Below are 22,108 nucleotides of genomic sequence, written 5' to 3' on the forward strand. Positions count from 1 at the left end.
TTATCGTCCATCGCAATTCAATATAGGCATTACTACTAACGAGTAACTTTGCGTTTCGCAAATAACCTTGTTATTCAGCCTTGGTGTGCTTATGCCCAAGTGACTTCAAGATGCATATAAGCAACATCACAAGACTAAGTCAGGATCTAACAAATGAAAGATACGAAAGCGTTCAACGAGCAAAGAGCAGAAATATACTGGTGGCTATCAAGCTTATTTGCCAAAGAGCTCACTCAAGAAGAACTCGATCACTACCACTCTGTTGAAATTCGTTCTTTCCTAACTGGTTTAGGCGAAAATGAGACACTAAAGCCAGCGATTGATAAGTTAGTGGATGCGCTGAACCGCCTACAAACTCGTGAAGATGCTCAGCTAGAACTGTCTGCAGACTTTTGCGATCTTTTCTTAAAGACAGATAAGCACGGCGCTCTTCCTTACGCTTCAATGTATATCGGCGAAACTGGCCTTTTGAATGATAAGCCAGCAAAAGATATGGAAGAGATCATGGCTAAGCACAACTTAGTTGTGAACCAAGATCTAAAAGAGCCAGCAGACCACATTGCTATCGAACTCGATTTCCTTGGTAACTTGATCATTCGTTCAAACGAAACGAATATTGAAGAAGAACTAGAGAATTCATTTGCCGCTCAACAGCAGTTTATCGAACAACAACTGCTGACTTGGTTACCAAAGTTCAACGTGAAATGTCATGACGTTGATGAATTCGGTTTCTACGCCTCCGTCTCATCGTTGCTACTCGCATTCTGTCAATTAGACACTCAATATTTAGCTGGTGAATAGCTTATTGGATGACTCGTTAAATAAATTCAGAAGAATGTGACAATTCACCCGGGTTTCCGGGTGAATTTTATTGCGAGTAATTTCTAGTCAGTCTAAAATTGTGACCGCAAACGATAAAATATGAAACATTCACGAAATGCTATGCTTATTATAGTTTTGAGCATTTCGGTGTTAAGACAAGCCGCTCAATAGCGGTTTTTTGTTTTTTAGCACTTTTAGTACCCAAAGAGCCCTACAAATTTAAGCTCTTAGTTAGGTAGCTTAACGGCTACTTTATTCCGTACTTTGGGAAAGTAGCTTCTAATAGGATAAAACCATGGCCACTATAAAAGATGTCGCTCGCTTAGCCGGCGTATCAACAACAACCGTTTCTCACGTAATCAATAAAACTCGCTTTGTTGCAGAAGCAACGCAAGAAAAAGTAAACAAAGCCGTAGATGAACTGAACTATGCACCAAGTGCTGTTGCTCGTAGCTTGAAGTGTAATACAACACGCACCATCGGCATGCTAGTGACTCAATCAACTAATCTATTCTTCTCTGAAGTTATCGATGGTGTTGAGAGCTACTGCTACCGTCAAGGTTACACTTTGATCCTGTGTAATACGGGCGGTATCTATGAGAAGCAACGTGACTACATTCGAATGCTTGCAGAGAAACGTGTAGATGGCATCTTAGTTATGTGTTCTGACCTAACTGAAGAACTAAGAGAGATGTTAGACCGTCACGCTGACATCCCTAAAGTTATTATGGACTGGGGCCCAGAGAGTTCTCAAGCTGATAAGATCATCGATAACTCTGAAGAAGGTGGCTACCTAGCGACCAAATACCTTATTGAACGCGGTCACTCTAAGATTGCATGTTTAAGTGGCCACTTAGACAAAGCAGCATGTGTTGAACGTATTGCCGGTTACAAGCGCGCACTGAACGAAGCTAAAATTTCTGCCGATGACAATATGATCATCGAAGGCAACTTCGAGTGTGATACGGCTGTTCTTGCTGCAGAACAAATCGTTGAGATGGAAGATCGTCCAACGGCGGTATTCTGCTTTAACGACACAATGGCACTCGGCTTAATGAGCCGACTGCAAGAAAAAGGCATCCGCATTCCTGAAGATATCTCAGTGATCGGTTACGACAACATCGAACTCGCTGAATACTTCTCTCCGCCGTTAACGACAGTTCACCAACCAAAACGTCGTGTTGGTAAGAATGCATTCGAAATTCTATTGGAGCGCATCAAAGACAAAGACCACGAAAAACGCGTCTTCGAAATGCATCCTGAAATTGTTGAGCGAAGCACAGTTAAAACGTTAAATTAATTGATAAATTCAGTTTAATATAATTAAGCGCACCTTTAGGTGCGCTTTTTTTATCAACAACAGGAATGAACCTGGTATCATACTGGAAAGATCATTAATTGAAGCAATATCACATTTTGAAATAACAAGTGTGAGCCTCATTCAACAAAAACTTTATTCTATTCAATCAGTCACGCACAGGGCAAACCACTCGAAAGAGTGAGACGCAAAGCTTCCGGCCTAAACCACTCGTTGGTATGGTAGCGGGGTTACCGATGGCAAAATGCAGTAACTACTAATAATTTAGTAATTTACGGCTTATTGACAATTTAATTGCAACATTTTGCTAATCTCTCGGACCTGCTTATTTGGTGGCGTAGTTCAAATACACCGAGATAAATAACATGGATAAACCGATACTAAAGGACTCGATGAAGTTATTTGAGTCCCTAGGAAAAATAAAATCACGCTCAATGTTTGGTGGCTTCGGTCTTTTTGCTGATGACACTATGTTTGCTCTGGTTGTAAATGACCAGTTGCACATACGCGCAGACAAAGGCACAACGAAACAATTCGAACAACAAGGGTTTCAACCGTACGTCTACAAAAAACGTGGTTTCCCTGTCGTTACTAAATATTTCGCTTTACCTGAAGGCCTCTGGCAAGACCAAGAGAAAATCTTGCAGCTTGCAACCACGTCTCTAGGTTTTGCTAAAGAAGAAAAAGCTGAGCAGTCTTCTGCTAAGCCGACCCGACTCAAAGATCTGCCTAATCTTCGACTCGCTACCGAGCGTATGTTGAAAAAGGCAGGGATCGATTCTGTAGAACGTTTATATGAATCTGGCTCTGTAAACGCATTTAACGCCATCAAAGAATCGCATGCGTCTTCTGTCAGTATTGAACTACTTTGGGCGCTAGAAGGCGCGATTAATGGTACACATTGGTCTGTTATACCGCAGCAGCGTCGCGAGGAGCTTATCAATCGCGTCAATTAACATTGTCAGTGCAATCTATATACATAACTAAGCCGCATTTACTGCGGCTTTTTTTATATCTGGTGAAAGTTAATCTATGCTTTGCCTGTCTATCTATACTATCGGTATGCATTGAAAATTTAGAGGAAGTATCAATGAGTAAGAAAATGATATTGGGTATTGTGTTGGTCGTAACCATCGTCTTGTTAGGCATCAATTTCGGCCAATACTTAACGCTTGAAAATGCTAAGGCCCAACAAGCTGTGTTAAATGACTACATTGACAGCAACTTTATTGCGGCTGCCGCTATCTATTTTGTCGCGTATGTCATGATTACGGCTTTCTCCATTCCTGGTGCCGCTGTTGTAACCTTATTAGGGGCCGCGCTATTCGGCTTCTGGAACAGCTTGCTACTGGTATCTTTCGCAAGTGCGATCGGTGCGACCTTAGCTTTCTTAAGTAGCCGTTACCTGTTGCGTGACTGGATTCAAACCAAGTTTGGTGACAAATTGGCGACGATTAACAAGGGGGTTGAAAAAGACGGCGCATTTTACCTGTTTTCTCTGCGTCTGATTCCTGTATTCCCATTTTTCCTTATCAACCTATTGATGGGTCTAACACCGATGTCAGTGAGTCGTTACTACATTACGAGTCAAATCGGGATGTTACCGGGGACGGCGGTTTTCTTGAATGCTGGTACTCAGCTCGCAGAAATTGATTCACTTTCGGGCATCGTCTCCCCTTCAGTACTATTGTCATTTGCATTATTGGGGATATTCCCAATAGTGGCTAAATGGTTGATGGGTAAGTTTCGCTCAGCACCCGTAGCTGAATAATGTATATAGCAGAATAGTTTATAATATCTAAACAACACAGATAGCCGAATAAGGTTCTATTTCAATGAAAATCTTCAGTGCATCGAATCCGACAGAAGCTCATATCATCTGTGGATTGTTAGAAAGCGAGAATATTGCCTGTGAAGTCCGTGGTGAGGGGTTGTTCGGATTAAAGGGGGAAATCCCATTCACTGAAGAAACTGACCCTTACGTATGGTTATATGAGCCAGAATTGGCCAGTAAAGCTCGCATGCTCGTCAATGACTACCAAAAGCAGCAAGATTCGATCATCTATGAAGAGTGGCGTTGTGGTGAGTGTCATGAAGTCAACGAAGCGCAATTCGGCTCTTGCTGGCAGTGCGGTGCTGCCTCACCTGAATAGCAGGGTTTCAGTGACCTGATAGAACGATTCGGTCAGATACCTCCTCCAATTAAAAACGGGAAGCTAAAGTTAGCTTCCCGTTTTTATTTCAATTCGATTAACTCATCATCTTTGATTTCACGCCTAGAAAATCACTGAATTTGTTTTTGAATAAACGCAATCGAACGCTGATTAAACTCTTCAGGGTTTTCCACGTTACACACGTGTCCACAATTCGGGATTTCTACTAGCTCACTCGATTCATGCGCTGCAACCATTTCTTTTACAGGCTTAATAAACATGTAGTCACGTTCACCCATCAAATAAAGAGTCGGTATTGGTAGCTCTCTATCTTTAAAATATTTCATCAAGGGGTTTACATCAGCCGTTAAGATAAACCAGCGTTTAAATTCTTTCTGGCACAGTTTTTTGGCTTCGCGGATAAAAAGGTGACGAGACTCTTTTTGGCTTTTTTGTGGCATCACAACATAAGCAAAAAGGCTGTATAACCACATGTAAGGAATGATGTGCTTGCTGAGGTTACCCAACTTGATTAACACTTGAGAGCGAGTGTTTAGCTTGGTGACAGCGCCACCCAGTACCATTGAACGTACACGGCCAGCCGCCAGTTCGGCAACGTTACGCACAATAATCGTGCCCAAAGACATGCCAACGAAATGTGCAGAACGGATCTTAAGATGGTCTAACACTTTAAGAATATCAAGCGTCACCGATTTGAACGTATAACGATTCGAAATCAGCCCTTTAAGTATATTGTCTGATTTACCGTGCCCTCTCAGATCAATGAGAAGTAAGTTGAAATGCTGTTTATACGCTTTGATCTGCTTGAACCAGATGGAGGAACTGCCTCCTGCGCCATGCACAAATACAACCCACTCATCGCTCGTAGGGTGAGTAAATGTTTTATGAAATAGTAAACTCTCAGACATACCTATCGCTTTAATTATTGGAATGGAGCTATGCCTCATCACGAGGCGATGACTAAGGATACCACGCTATTAAGAACTTTAAGTGATAATAGTGTCAAACCTATCATTAGTCATGTGAATACCTACCTCACCTTTTCTACCTGACAAAAATGAGTTTGCAAGCTTTGTCTTCGTAAACGTGATGTGCTCTGACCAGGAAACAAAAAGGCACTCAACAATTAGAGCGCCTTCATTTATTACGAGCTGTTGTTGCCCGCCCGCTAATTTTAAAGCTAAGTCAACAAGTTAAAATGCTGAATGATACATAGCTAGGTATTCTTTAGCCGCATCTTCCCAACTAAAATCTTGCTGCATCGCATAAAGCTGAGCACGCTTAATTTCAGATGGGTTTTGTGCATAAAGCAGTAATGAACGATGTAACACAGCCAATAACGCCTGCGGTGTTGGCTCTTCAAAAGCAAACCCAGTCGCGACTTCAGGATCTTCATCGTAATCATTCACGCTGTCTTTTAAACCTCCCACAGAACGAACAATCGGCAAAGTACCGTAAGCCATGCTGTAGATTTGGTTTAAGCCACACGGTTCAAATTCCGAAGGCATCAAGAAGAAATCAGAGCCTGCTTCAACCAAGTGCGCAAGTTCATTATTGTACGCTTCTACGAACGAGAACTTATCTGAGTGAAGCGCTGATCGCTCTTTCAATTGACTCGCCAAAACCGGATCGCCAGTACCGACAATCACGATCTGAAGATCATTTTTCAAAAACTGTTCGATGATAGGCAGTAAGTAATGAACACCTTTTTGATTCGTCAAGCGACAAACCATGCCATAAACCGCGCAATCGGCAACGGGTAAACCTACATCTTGTTGCAGTTTTTGCTTACAAGCTGATTTTCCGCGAGCCATGCTGTGCTTGGTCGCTTTGTATTTACGAGGAAGGAAAGCATCAGTTTCCGGATTCCAAGCCCCATAATCACACCCATTCAAAATGCCGAACAGATCAGCAGATCTGTGTTGGAATTCTGCAGCCATACCGTGGCTACCTAATTCCGTTTTCAACTCTTCTGCATAGGTAGGACTTACTGCGTTCACTTTATCCGCACACATCACTCCAGCTCTTAGCATAGTGACATGAGTGTCACTCACTGAAGCTTCAGGCGCATGGTAACGGTGCATCTCTGGCAGGAATTGAAGTTCATCGTAGGCGAACACACCTTTGAAAACCGCATTGTGAATCGAAATAACACTGCGCGTATTTTCAAAGAAATCGTGTTGTTGATAACGCGATTTAAGCAAGAAAGGAACGAAACCAGTATGCCAGTCATTTGCATGAATGATATCCGGTTGGAAACCAAGCTTAGGAAGCATATCAAGACAGGCTGCACTAAAGAACGAGAAGCGCTCTCCGTTATCAGCATAAGCTTGATTGTTTTCTGCGTACATTTCCGGGCGGTCGAAATACTTGGCACATTCAATACCAAAAACTGGAACGCCTTCTACGCTCAGTTTTTTAACTTGATAAGCCGTATGAGGCCAATGATCGAGTTCAGTCGATAAAATAACTTCTGCTGAATCAATGTTTGGAATGTTTCTATATGCGGGGATAGTCACTCGAACGTCCTGTTCGAGTGTTTGCAACGCTTTCGGCAGTGCCTTGGCTACATCAGCCAAGCCACCACTTTTAATCAAGCCTTCAACTTCAGACGCTACAAAAAGTACCGAGAGAGTCTTAGTAACCAACTCGTGCTCCTTTAGAAATCACTACGACACCATCGTCAGATACGTGGTAATGCTTTTTGTCTTCTGTCAGGTTTACACCAATTTGAGTGCCTGGTGCGATGTCTGCATCTTTATCAATGATAACGCGGCGCAAGATACAACCCTCACCCACTTTTACATCACCGAGTAAGATGCTTTCGCTAATATCACACGCTGATGCGATATTGCTGCGGAAGCCCAGTACACTCTTTTCAATACGCGAACCACGTACATAACTACCGCTACACACAAGGCTATCAATGATCTGAATTCGACCATTTGCCGAATCAGTAAACGTAGCTGGTGGTAGTGGCGGGTAATAAGTGTGTAGAGGCCATTTACGGTTGTATAGCGAGAATGGCGCATCTTTCTTAAGAAGGTCCATGTGCGCTTGCCAGTACGCGTCAATCGTACCTACATCGCGCCAGTAAACTTCTTCTTTCTCACCAGTAATACGGTTGGTGCTAAAATCATAAACAAACACATCACCACGTGGGAACATGTTTGGAATAATGTCTTTGCCGAAATCGTGTGTCGAACCTTCTCTATCAGCATCTTCCGTTAGTTCGGCAAAAAGCTCTTTCGCTTCGAACACGTAGTTGCCCATTGAAACGAGCGCTGATTCTGGATCGCCCGGGATCGACTTCGGATTTGCAGGTTTCTCTTCAAAGCCAATCATACGGCCGTCAGCATCAACCTCAATAACACCGAATTCTGATGCTTCAGCAAGCGGCATGCGCAATGCTGATACTGTTAGAGCCGCTTTCTTCTCTTTATGGAAATCAAGCATCTGTTTGATGTCCATCTTATAGATATGGTCTGAACCAAAAATACATACTTGATCAGGTTCTTCCAACTCCATAAAGCCCATGTTTTGGTAGATAGCATCTGCTGTGCCTTCATACCAACGCTTTCCTTTACGCATTTGCGCAGGAATTGGGTCGATAAAACGGTCTGTTATGCCACTGATATTCCAGCCTTTTTTCATATGGTGGAACAGTGACTGTGACTTAAATTGTGTTAATACGTAGATCTTCATTAGATCAGCATTAACGAAGTTGTTCAAAGCGAAATCAATTAAGCGGTAACTACCACCGAAAGGAACCGAGGGTTTGCTGCGAGATTCAGTTAAAGGTCTTAAGCGAGAGCCTTCACCACCAGCAAGAATCATTCCCAATACACCAGCCATTTTATTCTCCATATATCTATAGCTTGTCGATGTTAGTACTCGTAGAGGTATCTTCCTCTGGGGGATGAGCACCAACACTTATTTCGGTATTTAGCGAATATCCATTCACATACAGTGACAATATCCTAAGCCAAACGTTGTTATGTGTGCACTATTCTTTGCACTTGGTTTTATATACGTTATCGACTTTTCGGCCGAATTCAATTTTTAATACGCCATTCTGTGGTACGTAAGCTGATTGCTTTCCCAAGACTTAAAGCAGCTCACATTACACCGTCAAGACGAAACATTACATTAACACCCGACACACATCAGGTATACAACTAAACGCTGATCTGTGAGTTACAATATTTTAATTAAGTTACATTCTCGTTAAAGTTGCATAAGAAAATCTGATTAATTGCCATTATTTATTTTACGATGTGAATTTAATAAATTCTCGCAGACGAAACACCAGCTCAACAAGTTGCATATTTAGTCATATTGAGATCAAAAAAAGCAGCCATTAGGCTGCTTTTTCATCAATAACGTTCAGTTATTTCTCTTTAGGCTTTTTACGCTTATCCGTAACTTCCCACTTACCGTCGATGTACAACGCAGTCCAACCGGACGGTTTTCCATCTACTTCAGTACGCACGTAGTTTTCTTTGGTCTTACGACTAAAACGAACCACTGTCGGCTTACCATCAGGGTCAGCAACTGGCGCTGATGCTAGGTATTGGAACTTAGGTGAGATACGGTCTTTAAAACGAACCAGCTCTTCCACTAATGGTGCACGTGTTTCACGTGATTTAGGGAAGTTGCTCGCAGCCATAAATAGACCAGAAGCACCATCACGAAGAACAAAGTACGCGTCTGAATTTTCACACGGAAGTTCAGGGAAATGCACCGGGTCTTCTTTTGGTGGCGCAACTTCGCCATTTTTCAGAATCTTACGAGTGTTCTTACAATCTTCACTCGTACAGTCCATGTATTTACCAAAACGACCGTTCTTCAGAACCATGTCAGAACCACACTTGTCACACTCAACAAGTGGGCCATCGTAGCCTTTCACTTTAAATTCGCCGTGCTCAACCACATAACCTTCACAGTTCGGGTTGTTACCACATACGTGCATCTTACGCTTATCATCGATTAGATAGGCATCCATTGCCGTTTCACAAATAGGACAACGCTTTTTAGCTCGAAGTGCTGCTGTTTCAACGTCTTCTTCAAGCACGTTGATAATGCCTTCTTCATCACCAAGGTTGATTGTTGTCTTACAACGCTCTTTTGGCGGAAGTGCATAGCCAGAACAGCCAAGGAATACGCCTGTCGAAGCAGTACGGATACCCATCTTACGACCACAAGTCGGACACTCGATATCAGTTTCTACGATGTGGTTTGGCTTCATGCCACCAGCGTCTTCGTCTAAGTCTGCTTTTTCCAAATCGCCAGTAAAGTCTTCGAAGAAGTTATCTAGCACGCCTTTCCAGCTTGCTTCGCCTTCTGCGATTTGGTCCAACTTCTGCTCCATACGAGCAGTGAAGTCGTAGTTCATTAGGTCATTGAAGCTGCCATCTAGACGGTCAGTAACAATTTCACCCATCTTCTCAGCATAGAAACGACGCTGTTCAACTTTTACATAACCGCGATCTTGAATCGTTGAGATGATTGATGCGTATGTTGAAGGACGACCAATACCACGCTTCTCAAGCTCTTTAACTAGCGCCGCTTCAGTGAAACGAGCCGGTGGCTTAGTGAAGTGCTGTTTAGGGTCTAGCGCAATCAGATCAAGCTTATCGCCGATCTGTACTGCTGGAAGGATCGTATCTTCGTTCTTGCCCATTGGACGCTGAACACGAGTCCAACCATCAAATTTAAGGATACGACCTTTCGCTTTCAACGTGTACTCATCTGCTTTAACGCTTACTGTCGTTGAATCGTATTGAGCTGGCGTCATTTGACACGCTACGAATTGATTCCAAATTAGCGAGTAAAGCTTGTGTGCGTCTGCGTCTACGCCGTTTAGATCTTCCGACTTAACATCTACACTTGAAGGACGAATCGCTTCGTGGGCCTCTTGAGCGCCCTCTTTGCTGCCGTATACAAGTGCTTTAGGTGGAAGGTATTGCGCGCCGTACTCAGAACCAATGTATTCACGAGCGGCTTCTACAGCTTCTGAACTCAAGTTGGTTGAGTCAGTACGCATATAAGTGATGTAACCCGCTTCATACAGGCGTTGAGCCAGCATCATGGTTTTCTTTACGCCATAACCAAGACGGGTACTCGCCGCTTGTTGCAGTGTCGACGTGATGTAAGGTGCAGACGGCTTACTCTTTGTTGGGCGGTCTTCACGTTTACATACTTCGTATTGCGCTTTTTCTAAAACGCTAACAGCAGCTTGTGTTTGCGCTTCATTTTCAGGTTTAAACGCAACACCGTCTTTCTGTGCTACTTGCAGTCTAAAGTCGGTTTTCTCTGCTGTTTTAGTATCAGCATGCACATCCCAGAACTCTTCAGGGATAAAGGCGTTGATCTCGCGCTCACGCTCTACCAGTAGTTTTACCGCTACTGATTGAACACGGCCAGCGGACAGGCCTCGTGCTACTTTTTTCCAAAGCAGAGGTGACACCATAAAGCCAACAACACGGTCCATAAAACGTCGTGCTTGTTGTGCGTTTACGCCATCAATATTTAGCTCACCTGGAGTTTCGAAAGCTTGTTGAATAGCATTCTTGGTGATTTCGTTAAAAACCACTCGCTTGTATCGCGTTTCATCGCCACCGATGATCTCACGAAGGTGCCATGCGATAGCTTCTCCTTCGCGGTCCAAATCGGTTGCGAGATAAACATGGTCTGCGTTCTCAGCCAGTTTTTGCAATTCAGCAACGACTTTCTCTTTACCAGGTAGGATTTGATAGTTCGCTTCCCACTCTTTATATGGGTTGATACCCATCTTTTTGATAAGAGCTTTGCGATCTTTTTCTTTCTTGATACGAGCTTTGTCTTCTGGGCTCATACCCTTGGTTGAAACTGCAGCAGCCTTTTGACCAGTACTTTGACCTGCCGTTGGTAAATCACGTACGTGACCTACACTCGACTTAACGACAAAGTCTTTGCCAAGATATTTATTGATAGTTTTAGCCTTGGCTGGCGACTCCACTATAACGAGCGATTTACCCATATTGACTCTAACGTCCTTAATCACGATGCTTCAGCACCAACAATTTAGCTTGTGGGCTTTTACGCATGATATTCTAAATTCATTGCTTCTTTTTTTACTATTGTGCGAGATTACTAGAAGATCAACCGCTTTTTTCAAAATTGGATCTGATCGCTCGACAATTCGACGACTCATAGATAAAAGGGTCACAATATAAAGAAGCTATAAAGTACTCACTAAGAATACTTGCAAGAGCCTATTCATCAGGCATTACGTCTAAACGGGCTCATACTAAGCTTGTCCGCGAATCTAACGCGAGCCCCATTCAATTATTTTTGCCGTAAATCACAAAATAAATTGTGGATGTTTGAAAAGACTCTCTTAATCGGTTGTGAAATCATTGAATTTCTAGTTCGACACCATAAACTCAACGTTATATTCAGTTATCAGAGATAAACTCATGACAAAGAAAGTAATAGCAGAATTTGATTTACTGCTTATCGCAAACCAAATTATCCAATCACATGATGACTACATTGAAGGCATGCGCGCAAACAGCGTAGTAGAAAAAGACGATGTACTCGTCTTCAAAGGTGAATACTTCTTAGACAGCAATGGAATGCCGACAGAGAATACAACCGCGGTATTTAACATGTTTAAATACTTAGCGCACCACCTTTCGAAAGAATTTACAATTCAGCAATAATTAAAAAGCTTGCCACTTAGGCAAGCTTTTTTGTTCCTAAACCTTTACATACTAAGCATTTTTATAGACTTAGCATTTTCAGCTTGTCGAAATAATCAGGGAATGTCTTTGACGTACAACCTGGATCATTAATCGTCACAGGCGTATCGCTCAAAGCAACCAGCGAGAAACACATCGCCATACGGTGATCATCGTAAGTATCAATCGCCGCATGAGTCAGTTCAGCCACAGGGTTAACAATAATGTAATCTTCACCCTCTTCCACTTCAGCGCCGACTTTGCGTAGCTCTGTTGCCATTGCAGCCAAGCGGTCTGTCTCTTTCACACGCCAGTTGTAGACATTACGGATTGCCGTTGTGCCTTTCGCAAACAATGCGGTTGTCGCGATAGTCATCGCAGCATCTGGGATATGGTTATAGTCCATATCAATGCCTTTCAGCTCGCCACAACGAGAGATAACGTAGTCGTCACCCCATTCGATTTCCGCACCCATTTTCTCAAGCGCATCAGCGAATTGGATATCACCTTGGATACTGTTTTTACCAATACCAGTGACCTTAATCTCACCACCTTTGATAGCAGCGGCTGCAAGGAAATATGACGCAGATGATGCATCACCTTCAACCAAGAAATCACCCGGTGCCGAGTAAGATTGCCCGGTAGGAATCACAAACTCTTGGTAATCATTATTGATCACGTCCACACCAAATTGCTTCATGATGTGCAGCGTAATATCGATGTAAGGTTTAGAAACCAATTCACCGTCAATTTTAATGGTCACTTCACCTTCAGCTAAAGGCGCAGCCATCAAAAATGCCGTCAAGAATTGACTAGAGATCGAACCGTCGATAGAAACCGTACCGCTCTTCAAACCGGTACCTGTGATCTTCAATGGCGGGTAGTTTTCGTTCTCTAAATATTCAACGTCGGCACCGGCTTCTCGTAGTGCTGTTACTAAGTGGCCAATTGGGCGCTCTTTCATGCGAGGCTCACCAGTAAGAACGTATTCACCGCGACCTAAACATAGTGCAGCCGCCAACGGACGCATCGCCGTACCCGCGTTACCTAAGAAAAGCTCTAGGGCTTTGTCACTTGAGAATGCACCACCAACACCTGTCACTTCACAAACGGTTTTGTCTGCAGACAACTGATAATCAACACCTAACTGAGTCAATGCATTCAACATATGACGAATATCATCACTGTCTAGCAAGTTTGTTAGGCGAGTGGTTCCCGTAGAAAGTGCAGCCAAAAGAAGTGCACGGTTGGAAACGCTTTTTGAACCAGGTAGGTTAACTTCCCCGTTCACTTTTTGAATTGGTTGTAACGTAAGGCTTTCCATTAAATCTTATAGTCCTTGTACCACCCGAAGTCACTGGTGCGTATTTATTTTCGGGTGATGAATAATTCTTCGTACTTGCAGACTAACGAACTTTTCCAACGAACTCCAGAGCTAATCCGGCCCAAACCGGTGATTAATTAGCCAATCAATCGTATTTATATACTAGTACACAAGATCAACTCGAACACCATCTGAAAAATAGAGAATTCGTACATTATCGCCTCGGTTGAACAGCATCGAGTTATCGACATCTTGGATAATGTTGACCAACTTGTCGTCTTTGGTTTTGACCAATAACTCGACCAGTTTGTACTCTACTTTATATTGTGTGTTACCTCGGTTACGAGCAATACCCGCACCTGCTACTGCACCTACAGCTGTCGCCACTTCTTTACCAGTGCCGCCGCCAAACTGGTTACCAATCAAGCCACCAATCGCCGCACCTAACAAGGTTTCCCAACCATTCGCTTTCGACTCAACGATCTCTTGCTGAGTGATGTATCTGACCGTATCAATCTCACCATAAACCACCTCGTTTACTGGTCGAGCTTGGTTTCTGTTGTAAGCTGCATTTGCCAACATGGGCAAAACAAGTAAAATCCAAAGCAACTTCTTCATGGTAAAACTCCTAAAGACCTCTTGGTCAGTGATTAATCTGTAATGCGGTACTTATGACTATATACCTAACCGAACTTGATACTACTAGTATAGAGTTTCCTTCGCCTTTCGACGCGCTTGATGACCCCAACGGTCTGCTCGCCTTCGGTGGTGATTTATCACCAATGCGAATTTTAAACGCTTATAGCCAAGGTATATTTCCATGGTATGGCCCAGGCGAGCCTATACTTTGGTGGAGCCCTGCACCGCGAGCGGTATTTAATCCTAAGACATTCGAACCGTCAAAAAGTCTTAAAAAGTTTCAAAGAAAGCACAATTACCGAGTCAGCATCAACCAAGCGACGGACAGAGTAATTGGTTATTGCTCTTCACTAAGACCCGAAGAAGAAACCTGGCTAAACAGCGACATGCAGTCAGCCTACCGCAAACTCGCTTCATTAGGTTTCTGCCACTCGGTTGAGGTTTGGCAAGATGATGAACTGATCGGTGGACTTTACGGCTTACAAAGAGGCCAAGTCTTTTGCGGTGAATCGATGTTCAGCCTAAAGACCAATGCCTCTAAAATTGCGCTGTGGTACTTTTGTAAACACTTTACCCGATTCGGCGGACAACTGATTGATTGCCAAGTCATGAACCCTCACTTGGAATCCTTGGGCGCTATCGAGGTTGATAGGGATGAATTCCTAGGCTCTCTGCAATTACTCAAAGAGTTCTCCGTTGACGATGCATGCTTTAAAACCCAATGGCTAAAGGAAATGCCTTAATGAATCCAGATTTACAACAAATCAGAATTGGATTAACAGACAATCACGCTTGCAGCTACTTACCTCACTTCAAAGAGAGAGTGGCGGTCACGCTTGACGAACACATGCACACCTCAGATAACTATGAAGTTCTGCTTGCGAATGGATTTCGCCGCAGTGGTTCAACCATTTATAAGCCACATTGCGATAATTGCTCAGCATGCCAAGCGATTCGGCTTTCAATTCCTGAGGTTAAGCTTTCCAAAAGCCAACGACGGATCCTTAACAAAGGAAAATCACTACGTTGGGAACTGAAAGATGAGATGGATGACAACTGGTTTGACTTATACAGTCGCTATATCACCGCTCGTCACCGTTCGGGAACCATGTACCCACCCAAGAAAGAAGAGTTTCTACAATTCTCTAAAAATGAGTGGCTTACTACAAAGTTCATGCACATCTATGATGAGAACAAGTTGGTTGGTATCGCCGTAACCGACATCATGGCTCACTGTACGAGCGCGTTTTATACCTTCTTCGATCCTGATATAGACATTTCGATGGGAACACTTGGCGTTCTATTTCAGATCCAACATGCCCAGAAAGAACAAAAACAATGGTTATATTTGGGTTATCAAATCGATGAATGCCCTGCGATGAACTATAAAGTACGATTTCAACGTCATCAAAGGCTAGTAAATCAGCGGTGGCAAGGGTAGAATACGCGACAACTTTACATATTTTGATTTTAACGGCACAATCAAGCCGTTGAAAACCGCCAAATTTCGAAAGAGGATTAGATGGCTAAAGAAGACGTAATCGAGATGCAAGGCACTGTCCTTGATACTCTACCAAACACAATGTTCCGTGTTGAGCTTGAAAACGGTCACGTAGTGACAGCACACATCTCTGGTAAAATGCGTAAGAACTACATCCGTATTCTTACTGGTGATAAAGTAACTGTTGAGATGACTCCATACGACCTTTCTAAAGGCCGCATCGTCTTCCGTGCTCGTTAATTTTTAATTAGCGAATACAATAAGAAGCGGAGCTTAAGGCTCCGTTTTTTATTGCCTGAGCTTTTTACTACACAAGCACATCAATCTCGCATCTCGCATCTCGCATCTCGCATCTCGCATCTCGCATCTCGCATCTCGCAAGCATAAAAAAACGCACAACCTAAGTCATGCGTTTTATATTTAAGCCTTTGATTTATCAATCACTTCGTTAGTGCATGACCTCTTCTTTAGCACCAACATAGATGAAATCCAATTCGTCTTTTTTCAGGGATACTTTAACCGTACCGCCATCAACCAAGCTACCGAACAGTAACTCGTTAGCAAGTGGTTTCTTAAGCTTCTCTTGAATAACACGTCCCATTGGACGAGCACCCATGGTCTTGTCATAGCCTTTATCAGCTAACCAGTGACGAGCATCCTCAGAAACCTCTAAAGACACGCCACGAGCGTCCAGTTGAACCTGAAGCTCGACAATGAACTTATCAACTACTTGGCTAATCACACTTGGGTCAAGGCTGTTGAACCAAATGATATTATCAAGACGGTTACGGAACTCAGGAGTAAATACCTTCTTGATTTCGCCCATCGCATCTGGCGCATGATCTTGTTGGATCAGGCCGATCGATTTCTTCTCGGTTTCAGCCACACCTGCGTTGGTCGTCATCACTAGAATCACATTACGGAAGTCCGCTTTGCGACCATTGTTGTCAGTTAGCGTGCCGTTATCCATTACCTGCAGTAGCAAGTTAAAGATATCTGGGTGAGCTTTCTCGATTTCATCCAGTAACACAACAGAGTGCGGGTTCTTGATTACGGCATCCGTTAGCAAACCACCTTGGTCGTAACCAACATAACCAGGAGGCGCACCAATCAAGCGGCTCACTGAGTGTCGCTCACCGTACTCAGACATATCAAAGCGCAGAAGCTCAATACCCATCAACTTAGACAGCTGAACAGTCACCTCTGTTTTACCGACACCAGTAGGACCAGCAAACAAGAATGAACCAACAGGTTTATTGTCTGCACCCAATCCAGCACGGGTCAGCTTAATCGCTTCACTCAATACATCGATTGCAGGGTCTTGTCCGAATACCAACATTTTCATGCGCTCATCCAGTTTCTGGAGTGTATCTTTGTCTGAAGACGATACTGACTTTTCAGGAATACGCGCCATTTTCGCAACCATTGACTCAATATCAGCCACGCTTACCGTTTTCTTACGACGGCTTGCAGGTGCCAAACGGCTACGAGCGCCCGCTTCATCGATTACGTCAATGGCCTTATCAGGAAGGTGGCGTTCATTAATGTATTTAGCTGACAGTTCCACAGCGGCACGCAACGCTTTGTTGGTGTAGCGCACTTCGTGGTGAGCTTCGTATTTTGGCTTCAAGCCAATCAGGATCTTGGTCGTATCGTCTAGCGATGGTTCAATAATATCTATTTTCTGGAAGCGACGAGCTAAAGCACGCTCCTTCTCAAAAATACTGCTGTACTCTTGGTACGTTGTTGAACCGATGCAACGTAATTTGCCACTGCTTAGTAGTGGTTTAATTAAGTTTGCCGCATCAACCTGACCACCCGATGCAGCCCCGGCACCGATAATGGTGTGGATCTCATCGATGAACAGAATCGCGTCTTCTTCTTTCTCCAGTTGCTTAAGAATCGCTTTAAAACGTTTCTCAAAGTCACCACGATATTTGGTTCCGGCTAACAGTGAACCGATATCTAGAGAATAAATTACGCTGCTCTGAATGATTTCAGGCACTTGTCCTTCAACGATGCGCCATGCAAGACCTTCCGCGATGGCAGTTTTACCTACCCCCGCTTCACCCACTAACAGAGGGTTGTTCTTACGACGACGACACAGAACTTGGATAGTGCGTTCTAGCTCTTTGTCACGACCGATTAGTGGGTCAATATTGCCCTGCTTTGCGACTTCGTTAAGGTTAGTAGCAAAATTTTCTAAACGGTCTTCAGAGTTAGCTTCTTCAGCATTTTCTGCACCACCAAATGAATCGGATGATGAAGGACTGTCGCCTTCGTTGCTCGCTTTGGTAATACCGTGTGAGATGAAGTTAACAATATCTAAGCGACTAATGTCGTTTTTCTTAAGAAGATATGCCGCGTGAGATTCTTGCTCACTAAAAATAGCCACAAGTACGTTAGCACCTGTTACTTCGCTGCGACCTGAAGATTGAACATGAAAAACAGCGCGTTGAAGTACTCGTTGGAAGCTCAACGTAGGCTGAGTTTCGCGAGTTTCGTCGCTTTCAGGGATAAGTGGGGTCGTTTGATCGATAAAAATATCGAGCTCATTGCGAAGAGCATCGAGATCAGCCTGACAAGCTTGGAGCGCTTCCTTGGCCGCATCATTTTCTAATAATGCTAGTAGGAGGTGTTCGACAGTCATGAATTCATGTCGCTTGTCTCGCGCACGAGCAAATGCGCCATTTAAACTCGTCTCTAATTCTTTATTTAGCATAAGTACCTCCTAAGGGAACAACAGTGTTGTTCGAGCAATTTATACTTGCTCCATTGTACATAGTAGCGGATGCTCATTTTCCTTTGAGTACATCGTGACCTGCGCTACCTTTGTTTCCGCTATTTCAGCACTGTATGTGCCGCATATAGCTTTACCTTCATAATGAACCTTGAGCATCACTTCCGTTGCTTTTTCGATATCTAGTGAGAAGAATCGCTCTAGGATCTCGATTACAAAGTCCATGGGCGTGTAGTCATCGTTATTCAACACAACGTTATACATCGCCGGTGGCTTTACTTTTGTTGCTTCTTTCTCCAGTAAATCTGAGCCTGGAGATGCCCATTCAAAGTTTCTGCTCATATCGCTTTGCTAAGGGTTATTTTTCGGAAGTCGTGAGTGTTTACCTAACTCAAATTTACCACATTCACGCTTTACCGTGTACTAAGAAACTGCACCTAGAAACAGTACCAAAAAATATTCCTCTATACTGAGCCTAATCCACCATTTCCATCGCTGCAAATAAAAGATCTCGATTAACAAGATTAACATATGTGATTGATTAAAAAGACGCCATAACTATTGATACTAACGATAAGATTACCGCTAAGTTACTATTTGGTTAATAGTTTGCGGTTAATCTCGAATGTGATTTGTTATTAAAATTGATCACTTTTATACCAATTTACTATTGACTGTGCTCAATCATTAGCTACATTGGAGCTAAAAGGTTTTTTAATACACTTTTGCAACATGAATTAAAATCAGTAACACGCTTCAAAAATTAACAATAAGGAATAATTACGCAGGGTAGCGTTAATTTCCGTAAGCAATGTACGAGATTCAAGCTATTAGCTGAAATTCTTTAGCTGGTAGGAATGATATCAATCGCACTTACAACAATTGATATAACAACGTTAGTAACAAAATGCATGAGGGATGTATAGCATGGCTACAGGTACAGTAAAATGGTTTAACAATGCCAAAGGGTTTGGCTTTATTTGTCCAGAAGGTGAAGACGGCGATATTTTCGCGCACTACTCCACAATACAAATGGAAGGTTATCGAACCTTAAAGGCTGGTCAGCAGGTCGACTATGAAGTAGAAAGTGGACCTAAAGGCTCGCATGCTAGCTCCGTTGTTCCTGTAGAAGGCAGCGCCGCAAAATAGGCGAATGCAAACTCATGTTAACCTCCATCAGTCGTCATTAACGGCTGACAGGTAAACAGAATATTGAAACCGCTCATTTAATACCTGTAACACAGGATTACGTGAGCGGTTTTTTTCGTTTTGGGGGCTCTAAAGTTGCTCACTGGACAATGAGCTCGAAGAGCTACTCCCCTTAAGCTAGGTCTTAAGAAGTATTAGACAGAAAAAAGACGCTTTAACATTATCGTTAAAGCGTCTTTCGTTTTGACTTTATCTATAACTTAGCTATCAGCCTAAGCAACTCGTTAGCAAATCACGTTCATGAGTGACTAACGATGAGTCCAATCACTATGCATCAATAAACGCGTTTAGCGTTGAGCTTGGGCGCATTAGTGTTGAAACCAATGCATCGTCAAGTAGGTAGTAACCACCTAAGTCGCCAGCCACACCTTGAGCGTTGTTCAGCTCTGCAACGATCGCTTCTTCACTTTCAGCCAGTTGACTTGCCACACCTGCAAACTCAGCAGCAAGATCAGCGTCAGCCGTTTGCTCAGCAAGCGCCTTAGCCCAGTATGCCGCTAGATAGTAGTGGCTACCACGGTTATCAAGCTCACCTACTCGACGTGAAGGAGACTTGTTGTTATCAAGGAACTCACCCGTCGCTTTATCAAGCGCATCAGCTAGAACTTGTGCTTTAGCGTTACCTGTTACTACGCTCAGGTGCTCTAGAGATGCCGCTAGTGCCAAGAATTCACCTAGAGAATCCCAACGCAGGTGGTTTTCTTTCTCTACTTGTTGAACATGTTTAGGAGCAGAGCCGCCAGCACCTGTTTCAAACAGACCACCACCGTTCATTAGTGGAACAATCGATAGCATCTTAGCTGATGTACCAAGCTCTAAAATCGGGAACAAGTCAGTTAGGTAATCACGTAATACGTTACCAGTAACCGAAATAGTATCTAGGCCTTCTTTGATACGAACCAGTGAGTATTGAGTCGCTTCAAGTGGAGCAAGGATCTTAATTTCAAGACCATCGGTATCGTATTCAGGAAGGTATGCTTCAACTTTCTTGATAAGCTGAGCATCATGTGCGCGTGACGCATCTAGCCAAAATACCGCTGGAACACCCGATGCACGAGCACGCGTTACCGCAAGCTTAACCCAGTCTTGGATTGGTGCATCTTTAACCTGACACATACGGAAGATATCGCCTTCCTCTACGTCTTGCTCAAGAAGCACAGCGCCTGAAGCGTCAACAACTTGAACCTGACCAGCAGCTTCAAGGATGAAAGTCTTATCATGAGAACCGTACTCTTCCGCTTTTTGAGCCATCAAGCCAACGTTTGGTACGCTACCCATCGTTGTTGGATCGAACGCGCCGTTCTCTTTACAGAAATCAATAACCGCTTGGTAAATGCTCGCGTAGCTACGATCTGGGATCATTGCTTTGGTATCTTTTTGCTTACCTTCTGGATCCCACATTTGACCAGAAGAACGCAGCATTGCAGGCATAGATGCATCCACAATGATATCGCTTGGTACGTGTAGGTTAGTAATGCCACGGTCCGAATCAACCATCGCTAGTGGTGGCTGAGTCTCGTATACCGCTTGCAGGTCAGCTTCGATTGCTTCTTTCTGCTCTTGAGGAAGCGCATCAATCTTCGCGTAGACATCACCGATGCCGTTATTTACATCAACGCCTAGCTCTTCAAACAGCTGACCGTGTTTAGCAAATACGTCTTTGTAGTAAACCTTAACCGCGTGACCAAAGATCACTGGGTCAGATACTTTCATCATCGTCGCTTTCAAGTGAAGAGAAAGCAGTACACCTTGCTCTTTAGCCGATGCGATTTCTTTTTCGAAGAATGCAACCAAAGCGGCCTTATTCATCACTGACGCATCAATGATCTCTTTATCTTGCAGTGCAAAAGCTGGCTTCAATGTTTTCTTCGCACCATCTTTGCCAACGAATTCAATGCTAACTTCTGTAGCACCTTCAATGGTTACTGACTTTTCGCTACCGAAGAAGTCTTTGTCGTCCATACTTGAAACGTGCGACTTAGAATCTGCAGACCAAGCACCCATTGAGTGTGGGTTCTTCTTCGCGTAGTTTTTAACAGAAAGTGGAGCGCGGCGATCCGAGTTACCTTCACGCAATACTGGATTTACTGCACTGCCTTTGATTTTGTCGTAAGTCGCTTTTACTGCTTTCTCTTCGTCAGTGTTTGCTTCTTCTGGGTAATTAGGAAGTGCGTAACCTTTTGACTGTAGCTCTTTGATTGTTGCTTGAAGCTGAGGTACAGATGCAGAGATGTTTGGAAGCTTGATAATGTTTGCTTCTGGTGTCTTAGCCAATTCACCTAGTTCTGCTAATGCATCACCAATACGTTGCTCTTCGTTCAAATAGTCAGGGAAGTTGGCAATAATACGCCCTGCAAGTGAAATGTCGCGAGTATCAACGTTAATACCAGAAGAAGCTGTAAAAGATTGAATGATAGGCAGCAGAGAGTATGTTGCTAGCGCCGGAGCTTCGTCTGTAATGGTATAGATGATCGTTGGTTTTTCAGTAGGCATGAAATTTCCCTATAGTTCTTACAAGCTCATTTAAAGTAGTGAGCGTGTTATAAATTGACCAGTAAGCCACTCTAAGAGTGAAAACTGCTTACTCGATAGTCGTACTCTATCTTATTTTTCATACAATCTTGATGACAGCATGAACCAAATCCGTGAGTGCGTTG

19 protein-coding genes and 1 riboswitch are annotated in these 22,108 nt (G+C 43.4%); of the genes, 10 read left to right on the forward strand and 9 right to left on the reverse strand.

Features of this window, described 5'->3' with window-relative positions; all coding sequences use genetic code 11:
• The first annotated feature begins 153 nt into the window (after window positions 1-153).
• From torD to F0229_RS00660, 5 genes are all read left to right on the forward strand, one after another.
• The gene (torD, locus tag F0229_RS00640) at window positions 154-801 is read left to right on the forward strand and encodes a molecular chaperone TorD (RefSeq protein WP_017062095.1); all 648 of its coding nucleotides are present in this window, start codon (window positions 154-156) and stop codon (window positions 799-801) included.
• Between the two features lie 316 nt (window positions 802-1,117).
• Window positions 1,118-2,122 carry an HTH-type transcriptional repressor PurR gene (purR, locus tag F0229_RS00645; RefSeq protein ID WP_017063507.1) on the forward strand — a complete coding sequence of 335 codons (1,005 nt, stop codon included), beginning with the start codon at window positions 1,118-1,120 and terminating at the stop codon, window positions 2,120-2,122.
• A 170-nt stretch (window positions 2,123-2,292) separates the two neighbouring features.
• Window positions 2,293-2,378, forward strand: a riboswitch (cyclic di-GMP riboswitch).
• A 127-nt stretch (window positions 2,379-2,505) separates the two neighbouring features.
• A complete protein-coding gene (locus F0229_RS00650; protein ID WP_019820997.1) occupies window positions 2,506-3,096 on the forward strand; it encodes a TfoX/Sxy family DNA transformation protein in 591 nt (196 codons plus the stop codon).
• Window positions 3,097-3,230: 134 nt separating this feature from the next.
• The gene (locus F0229_RS00655; protein WP_017072239.1) at window positions 3,231-3,911 is read left to right on the forward strand and encodes a TVP38/TMEM64 family protein; all 681 of its coding nucleotides are present in this window, start codon (window positions 3,231-3,233) and stop codon (window positions 3,909-3,911) included.
• A gap of 64 nt (window positions 3,912-3,975) precedes the next feature.
• Window positions 3,976-4,293, forward strand: coding sequence for a DUF2007 domain-containing protein (locus F0229_RS00660; RefSeq protein ID WP_017062099.1), 318 nt, complete (start codon window positions 3,976-3,978; stop codon window positions 4,291-4,293).
• 131 nt (window positions 4,294-4,424) lie between these two features.
• Here F0229_RS00660 and F0229_RS00665 read toward each other — a convergent pair whose 3' ends face one another.
• The 4 genes from F0229_RS00665 to topA form a co-directional block, all read right to left on the reverse strand.
• On the reverse strand, window positions 4,425-5,222 hold the full coding sequence (locus F0229_RS00665) for an alpha/beta fold hydrolase (RefSeq protein WP_017062100.1): 798 nt from the start codon (window positions 5,220-5,222) through the stop codon (window positions 4,425-4,427).
• 285 nt (window positions 5,223-5,507) lie between these two features.
• On the reverse strand, window positions 5,508-6,962 hold the full coding sequence (gene glgA / locus F0229_RS00670; protein WP_171732046.1) for a glycogen synthase GlgA: 1,455 nt from the start codon (window positions 6,960-6,962) through the stop codon (window positions 5,508-5,510).
• Window positions 6,952-8,181 carry a glucose-1-phosphate adenylyltransferase gene (glgC, locus tag F0229_RS00675; RefSeq protein WP_080582251.1) on the reverse strand — a complete coding sequence of 410 codons (1,230 nt, stop codon included), beginning with the start codon at window positions 8,179-8,181 and terminating at the stop codon, window positions 6,952-6,954. Before glgC ends, glgA begins: the two co-directional genes overlap by 11 nt.
• A gap of 523 nt (window positions 8,182-8,704) precedes the next feature.
• Window positions 8,705-11,335: a type I DNA topoisomerase gene (topA, locus tag F0229_RS00680; protein ID WP_171732047.1), complete on the reverse strand. Its 2,631-nt coding sequence runs from the start codon at window positions 11,333-11,335 to the stop codon at window positions 8,705-8,707.
• A gap of 439 nt (window positions 11,336-11,774) precedes the next feature.
• Between topA and F0229_RS00685 the strand changes: the two genes are divergently transcribed.
• Window positions 11,775-12,020: a YciN family protein gene (locus F0229_RS00685; RefSeq protein ID WP_017062104.1), complete on the forward strand. Its 246-nt coding sequence runs from the start codon at window positions 11,775-11,777 to the stop codon at window positions 12,018-12,020.
• Between the two features lie 61 nt (window positions 12,021-12,081).
• On the opposite strand, the gene aroA is transcribed toward F0229_RS00685, so the two are convergent.
• Complete coding sequence (gene aroA, locus F0229_RS00690) at window positions 12,082-13,362, reverse strand: 3-phosphoshikimate 1-carboxyvinyltransferase (protein WP_017062105.1); 1,281 nt, start codon at window positions 13,360-13,362, stop codon at window positions 12,082-12,084.
• A 162-nt stretch (window positions 13,363-13,524) separates the two neighbouring features.
• On the reverse strand, window positions 13,525-13,980 hold the full coding sequence (locus tag F0229_RS00695; RefSeq protein ID WP_171732048.1) for a glycine zipper 2TM domain-containing protein: 456 nt from the start codon (window positions 13,978-13,980) through the stop codon (window positions 13,525-13,527).
• 53 nt (window positions 13,981-14,033) lie between these two features.
• On the opposite strand from F0229_RS00695, the gene aat reads away from it, so the two are divergent.
• The 3 genes from aat to infA all read left to right on the forward strand — a co-directional run bounded on the left by aat (window position 14,034) and on the right by infA (window position 15,742).
• Window positions 14,034-14,744: a leucyl/phenylalanyl-tRNA--protein transferase gene (gene aat, locus F0229_RS00700; RefSeq protein WP_017063504.1), complete on the forward strand. Its 711-nt coding sequence runs from the start codon at window positions 14,034-14,036 to the stop codon at window positions 14,742-14,744.
• The gene (locus F0229_RS00705) at window positions 14,744-15,442 is read left to right on the forward strand and encodes an arginyltransferase (protein WP_171732049.1); all 699 of its coding nucleotides are present in this window, start codon (window positions 14,744-14,746) and stop codon (window positions 15,440-15,442) included. Before aat ends, F0229_RS00705 begins: the two co-directional genes overlap by 1 nt.
• An 81-nt stretch (window positions 15,443-15,523) precedes the next feature.
• Entirely contained in the window at window positions 15,524-15,742 is a 219-nt protein-coding gene (infA, locus tag F0229_RS00710; RefSeq protein WP_001040192.1) for a translation initiation factor IF-1, read from the forward strand.
• Window positions 15,743-15,950: 208 nt separating this feature from the next.
• On the opposite strand, the gene clpA is transcribed toward infA, so the two are convergent.
• Both clpA and clpS read right to left on the reverse strand, forming a co-directional pair.
• Entirely contained in the window at window positions 15,951-18,224 is a 2,274-nt protein-coding gene (gene clpA, locus F0229_RS00715; RefSeq protein WP_017062108.1) for an ATP-dependent Clp protease ATP-binding subunit ClpA, read from the reverse strand.
• Window positions 18,225-18,263: 39 nt separating this feature from the next.
• Window positions 18,264-18,584: an ATP-dependent Clp protease adapter ClpS gene (gene clpS, locus F0229_RS00720; RefSeq protein ID WP_004737430.1), complete on the reverse strand. Its 321-nt coding sequence runs from the start codon at window positions 18,582-18,584 to the stop codon at window positions 18,264-18,266.
• 585 nt (window positions 18,585-19,169) lie between these two features.
• Here clpS and cspD point away from each other — a divergent pair.
• Window positions 19,170-19,391, forward strand: coding sequence for a cold shock domain-containing protein CspD (gene cspD / locus F0229_RS00725; RefSeq protein WP_004736548.1), 222 nt, complete (start codon window positions 19,170-19,172; stop codon window positions 19,389-19,391).
• 327 nt (window positions 19,392-19,718) lie between these two features.
• Here cspD and F0229_RS00730 read toward each other — a convergent pair whose 3' ends face one another.
• Window positions 19,719-21,944 (reverse strand): NADP-dependent isocitrate dehydrogenase, encoded by a 2,226-nt coding sequence (locus F0229_RS00730; protein ID WP_017067848.1) that lies wholly within the window; start codon window positions 21,942-21,944, stop codon window positions 19,719-19,721.
• Between the last annotated feature and the right edge of the window lie 164 nt (window positions 21,945-22,108).

The sequence above is a fragment of the Vibrio sp. AIC-3 genome, assembly GCF_013114515.1.
GTDB classification, from domain to species: domain Bacteria; phylum Pseudomonadota; class Gammaproteobacteria; order Enterobacterales; family Vibrionaceae; genus Vibrio; species Vibrio crassostreae_C.

Excerpts from the sequence above, each read along its gene's own strand:
- purR (WP_017063507.1), top strand. The coding sequence starts at position 1,118 with ATGGCCACTATAAAAGATGTCGCTCGCTTAGCCGGCGTATCAACAACA.
- infA (WP_001040192.1), top strand. The coding sequence starts at position 15,524 with ATGGCTAAAGAAGACGTAATCGAGATGCAAGGCACTGTCCTTGATACT.
- glgC (WP_080582251.1), bottom strand. The coding sequence starts at position 8,181 with ATGGAGAATAAAATGGCTGGTGTATTGGGAATGATTCTTGCTGGTGGT.
- aat (WP_017063504.1), top strand. The coding sequence starts at position 14,034 with ATGACTATATACCTAACCGAACTTGATACTACTAGTATAGAGTTTCCT.
- torD (WP_017062095.1), top strand. The coding sequence starts at position 154 with ATGAAAGATACGAAAGCGTTCAACGAGCAAAGAGCAGAAATATACTGG.
- F0229_RS00660 (WP_017062099.1), top strand. The coding sequence starts at position 3,976 with ATGAAAATCTTCAGTGCATCGAATCCGACAGAAGCTCATATCATCTGT.
- F0229_RS00695 (WP_171732048.1), bottom strand. The coding sequence starts at position 13,980 with ATGAAGAAGTTGCTTTGGATTTTACTTGTTTTGCCCATGTTGGCAAAT.
- cspD (WP_004736548.1), top strand. The coding sequence starts at position 19,170 with ATGGCTACAGGTACAGTAAAATGGTTTAACAATGCCAAAGGGTTTGGC.
- clpA (WP_017062108.1), bottom strand. The coding sequence starts at position 18,224 with ATGCTAAATAAAGAATTAGAGACGAGTTTAAATGGCGCATTTGCTCGT.
- F0229_RS00685 (WP_017062104.1), top strand. The coding sequence starts at position 11,775 with ATGACAAAGAAAGTAATAGCAGAATTTGATTTACTGCTTATCGCAAAC.
- F0229_RS00650 (WP_019820997.1), top strand. The coding sequence starts at position 2,506 with ATGGATAAACCGATACTAAAGGACTCGATGAAGTTATTTGAGTCCCTA.
- topA (WP_171732047.1), bottom strand. The coding sequence starts at position 11,335 with ATGGGTAAATCGCTCGTTATAGTGGAGTCGCCAGCCAAGGCTAAAACT.
- F0229_RS00705 (WP_171732049.1), top strand. The coding sequence starts at position 14,744 with ATGAATCCAGATTTACAACAAATCAGAATTGGATTAACAGACAATCAC.
- clpS (WP_004737430.1), bottom strand. The coding sequence starts at position 18,584 with ATGAGCAGAAACTTTGAATGGGCATCTCCAGGCTCAGATTTACTGGAG.
- aroA (WP_017062105.1), bottom strand. The coding sequence starts at position 13,362 with ATGGAAAGCCTTACGTTACAACCAATTCAAAAAGTGAACGGGGAAGTT.
- F0229_RS00655 (WP_017072239.1), top strand. The coding sequence starts at position 3,231 with ATGAGTAAGAAAATGATATTGGGTATTGTGTTGGTCGTAACCATCGTC.
- F0229_RS00730 (WP_017067848.1), bottom strand. The coding sequence starts at position 21,944 with ATGCCTACTGAAAAACCAACGATCATCTATACCATTACAGACGAAGCT.
- F0229_RS00665 (WP_017062100.1), bottom strand. The coding sequence starts at position 5,222 with ATGTCTGAGAGTTTACTATTTCATAAAACATTTACTCACCCTACGAGC.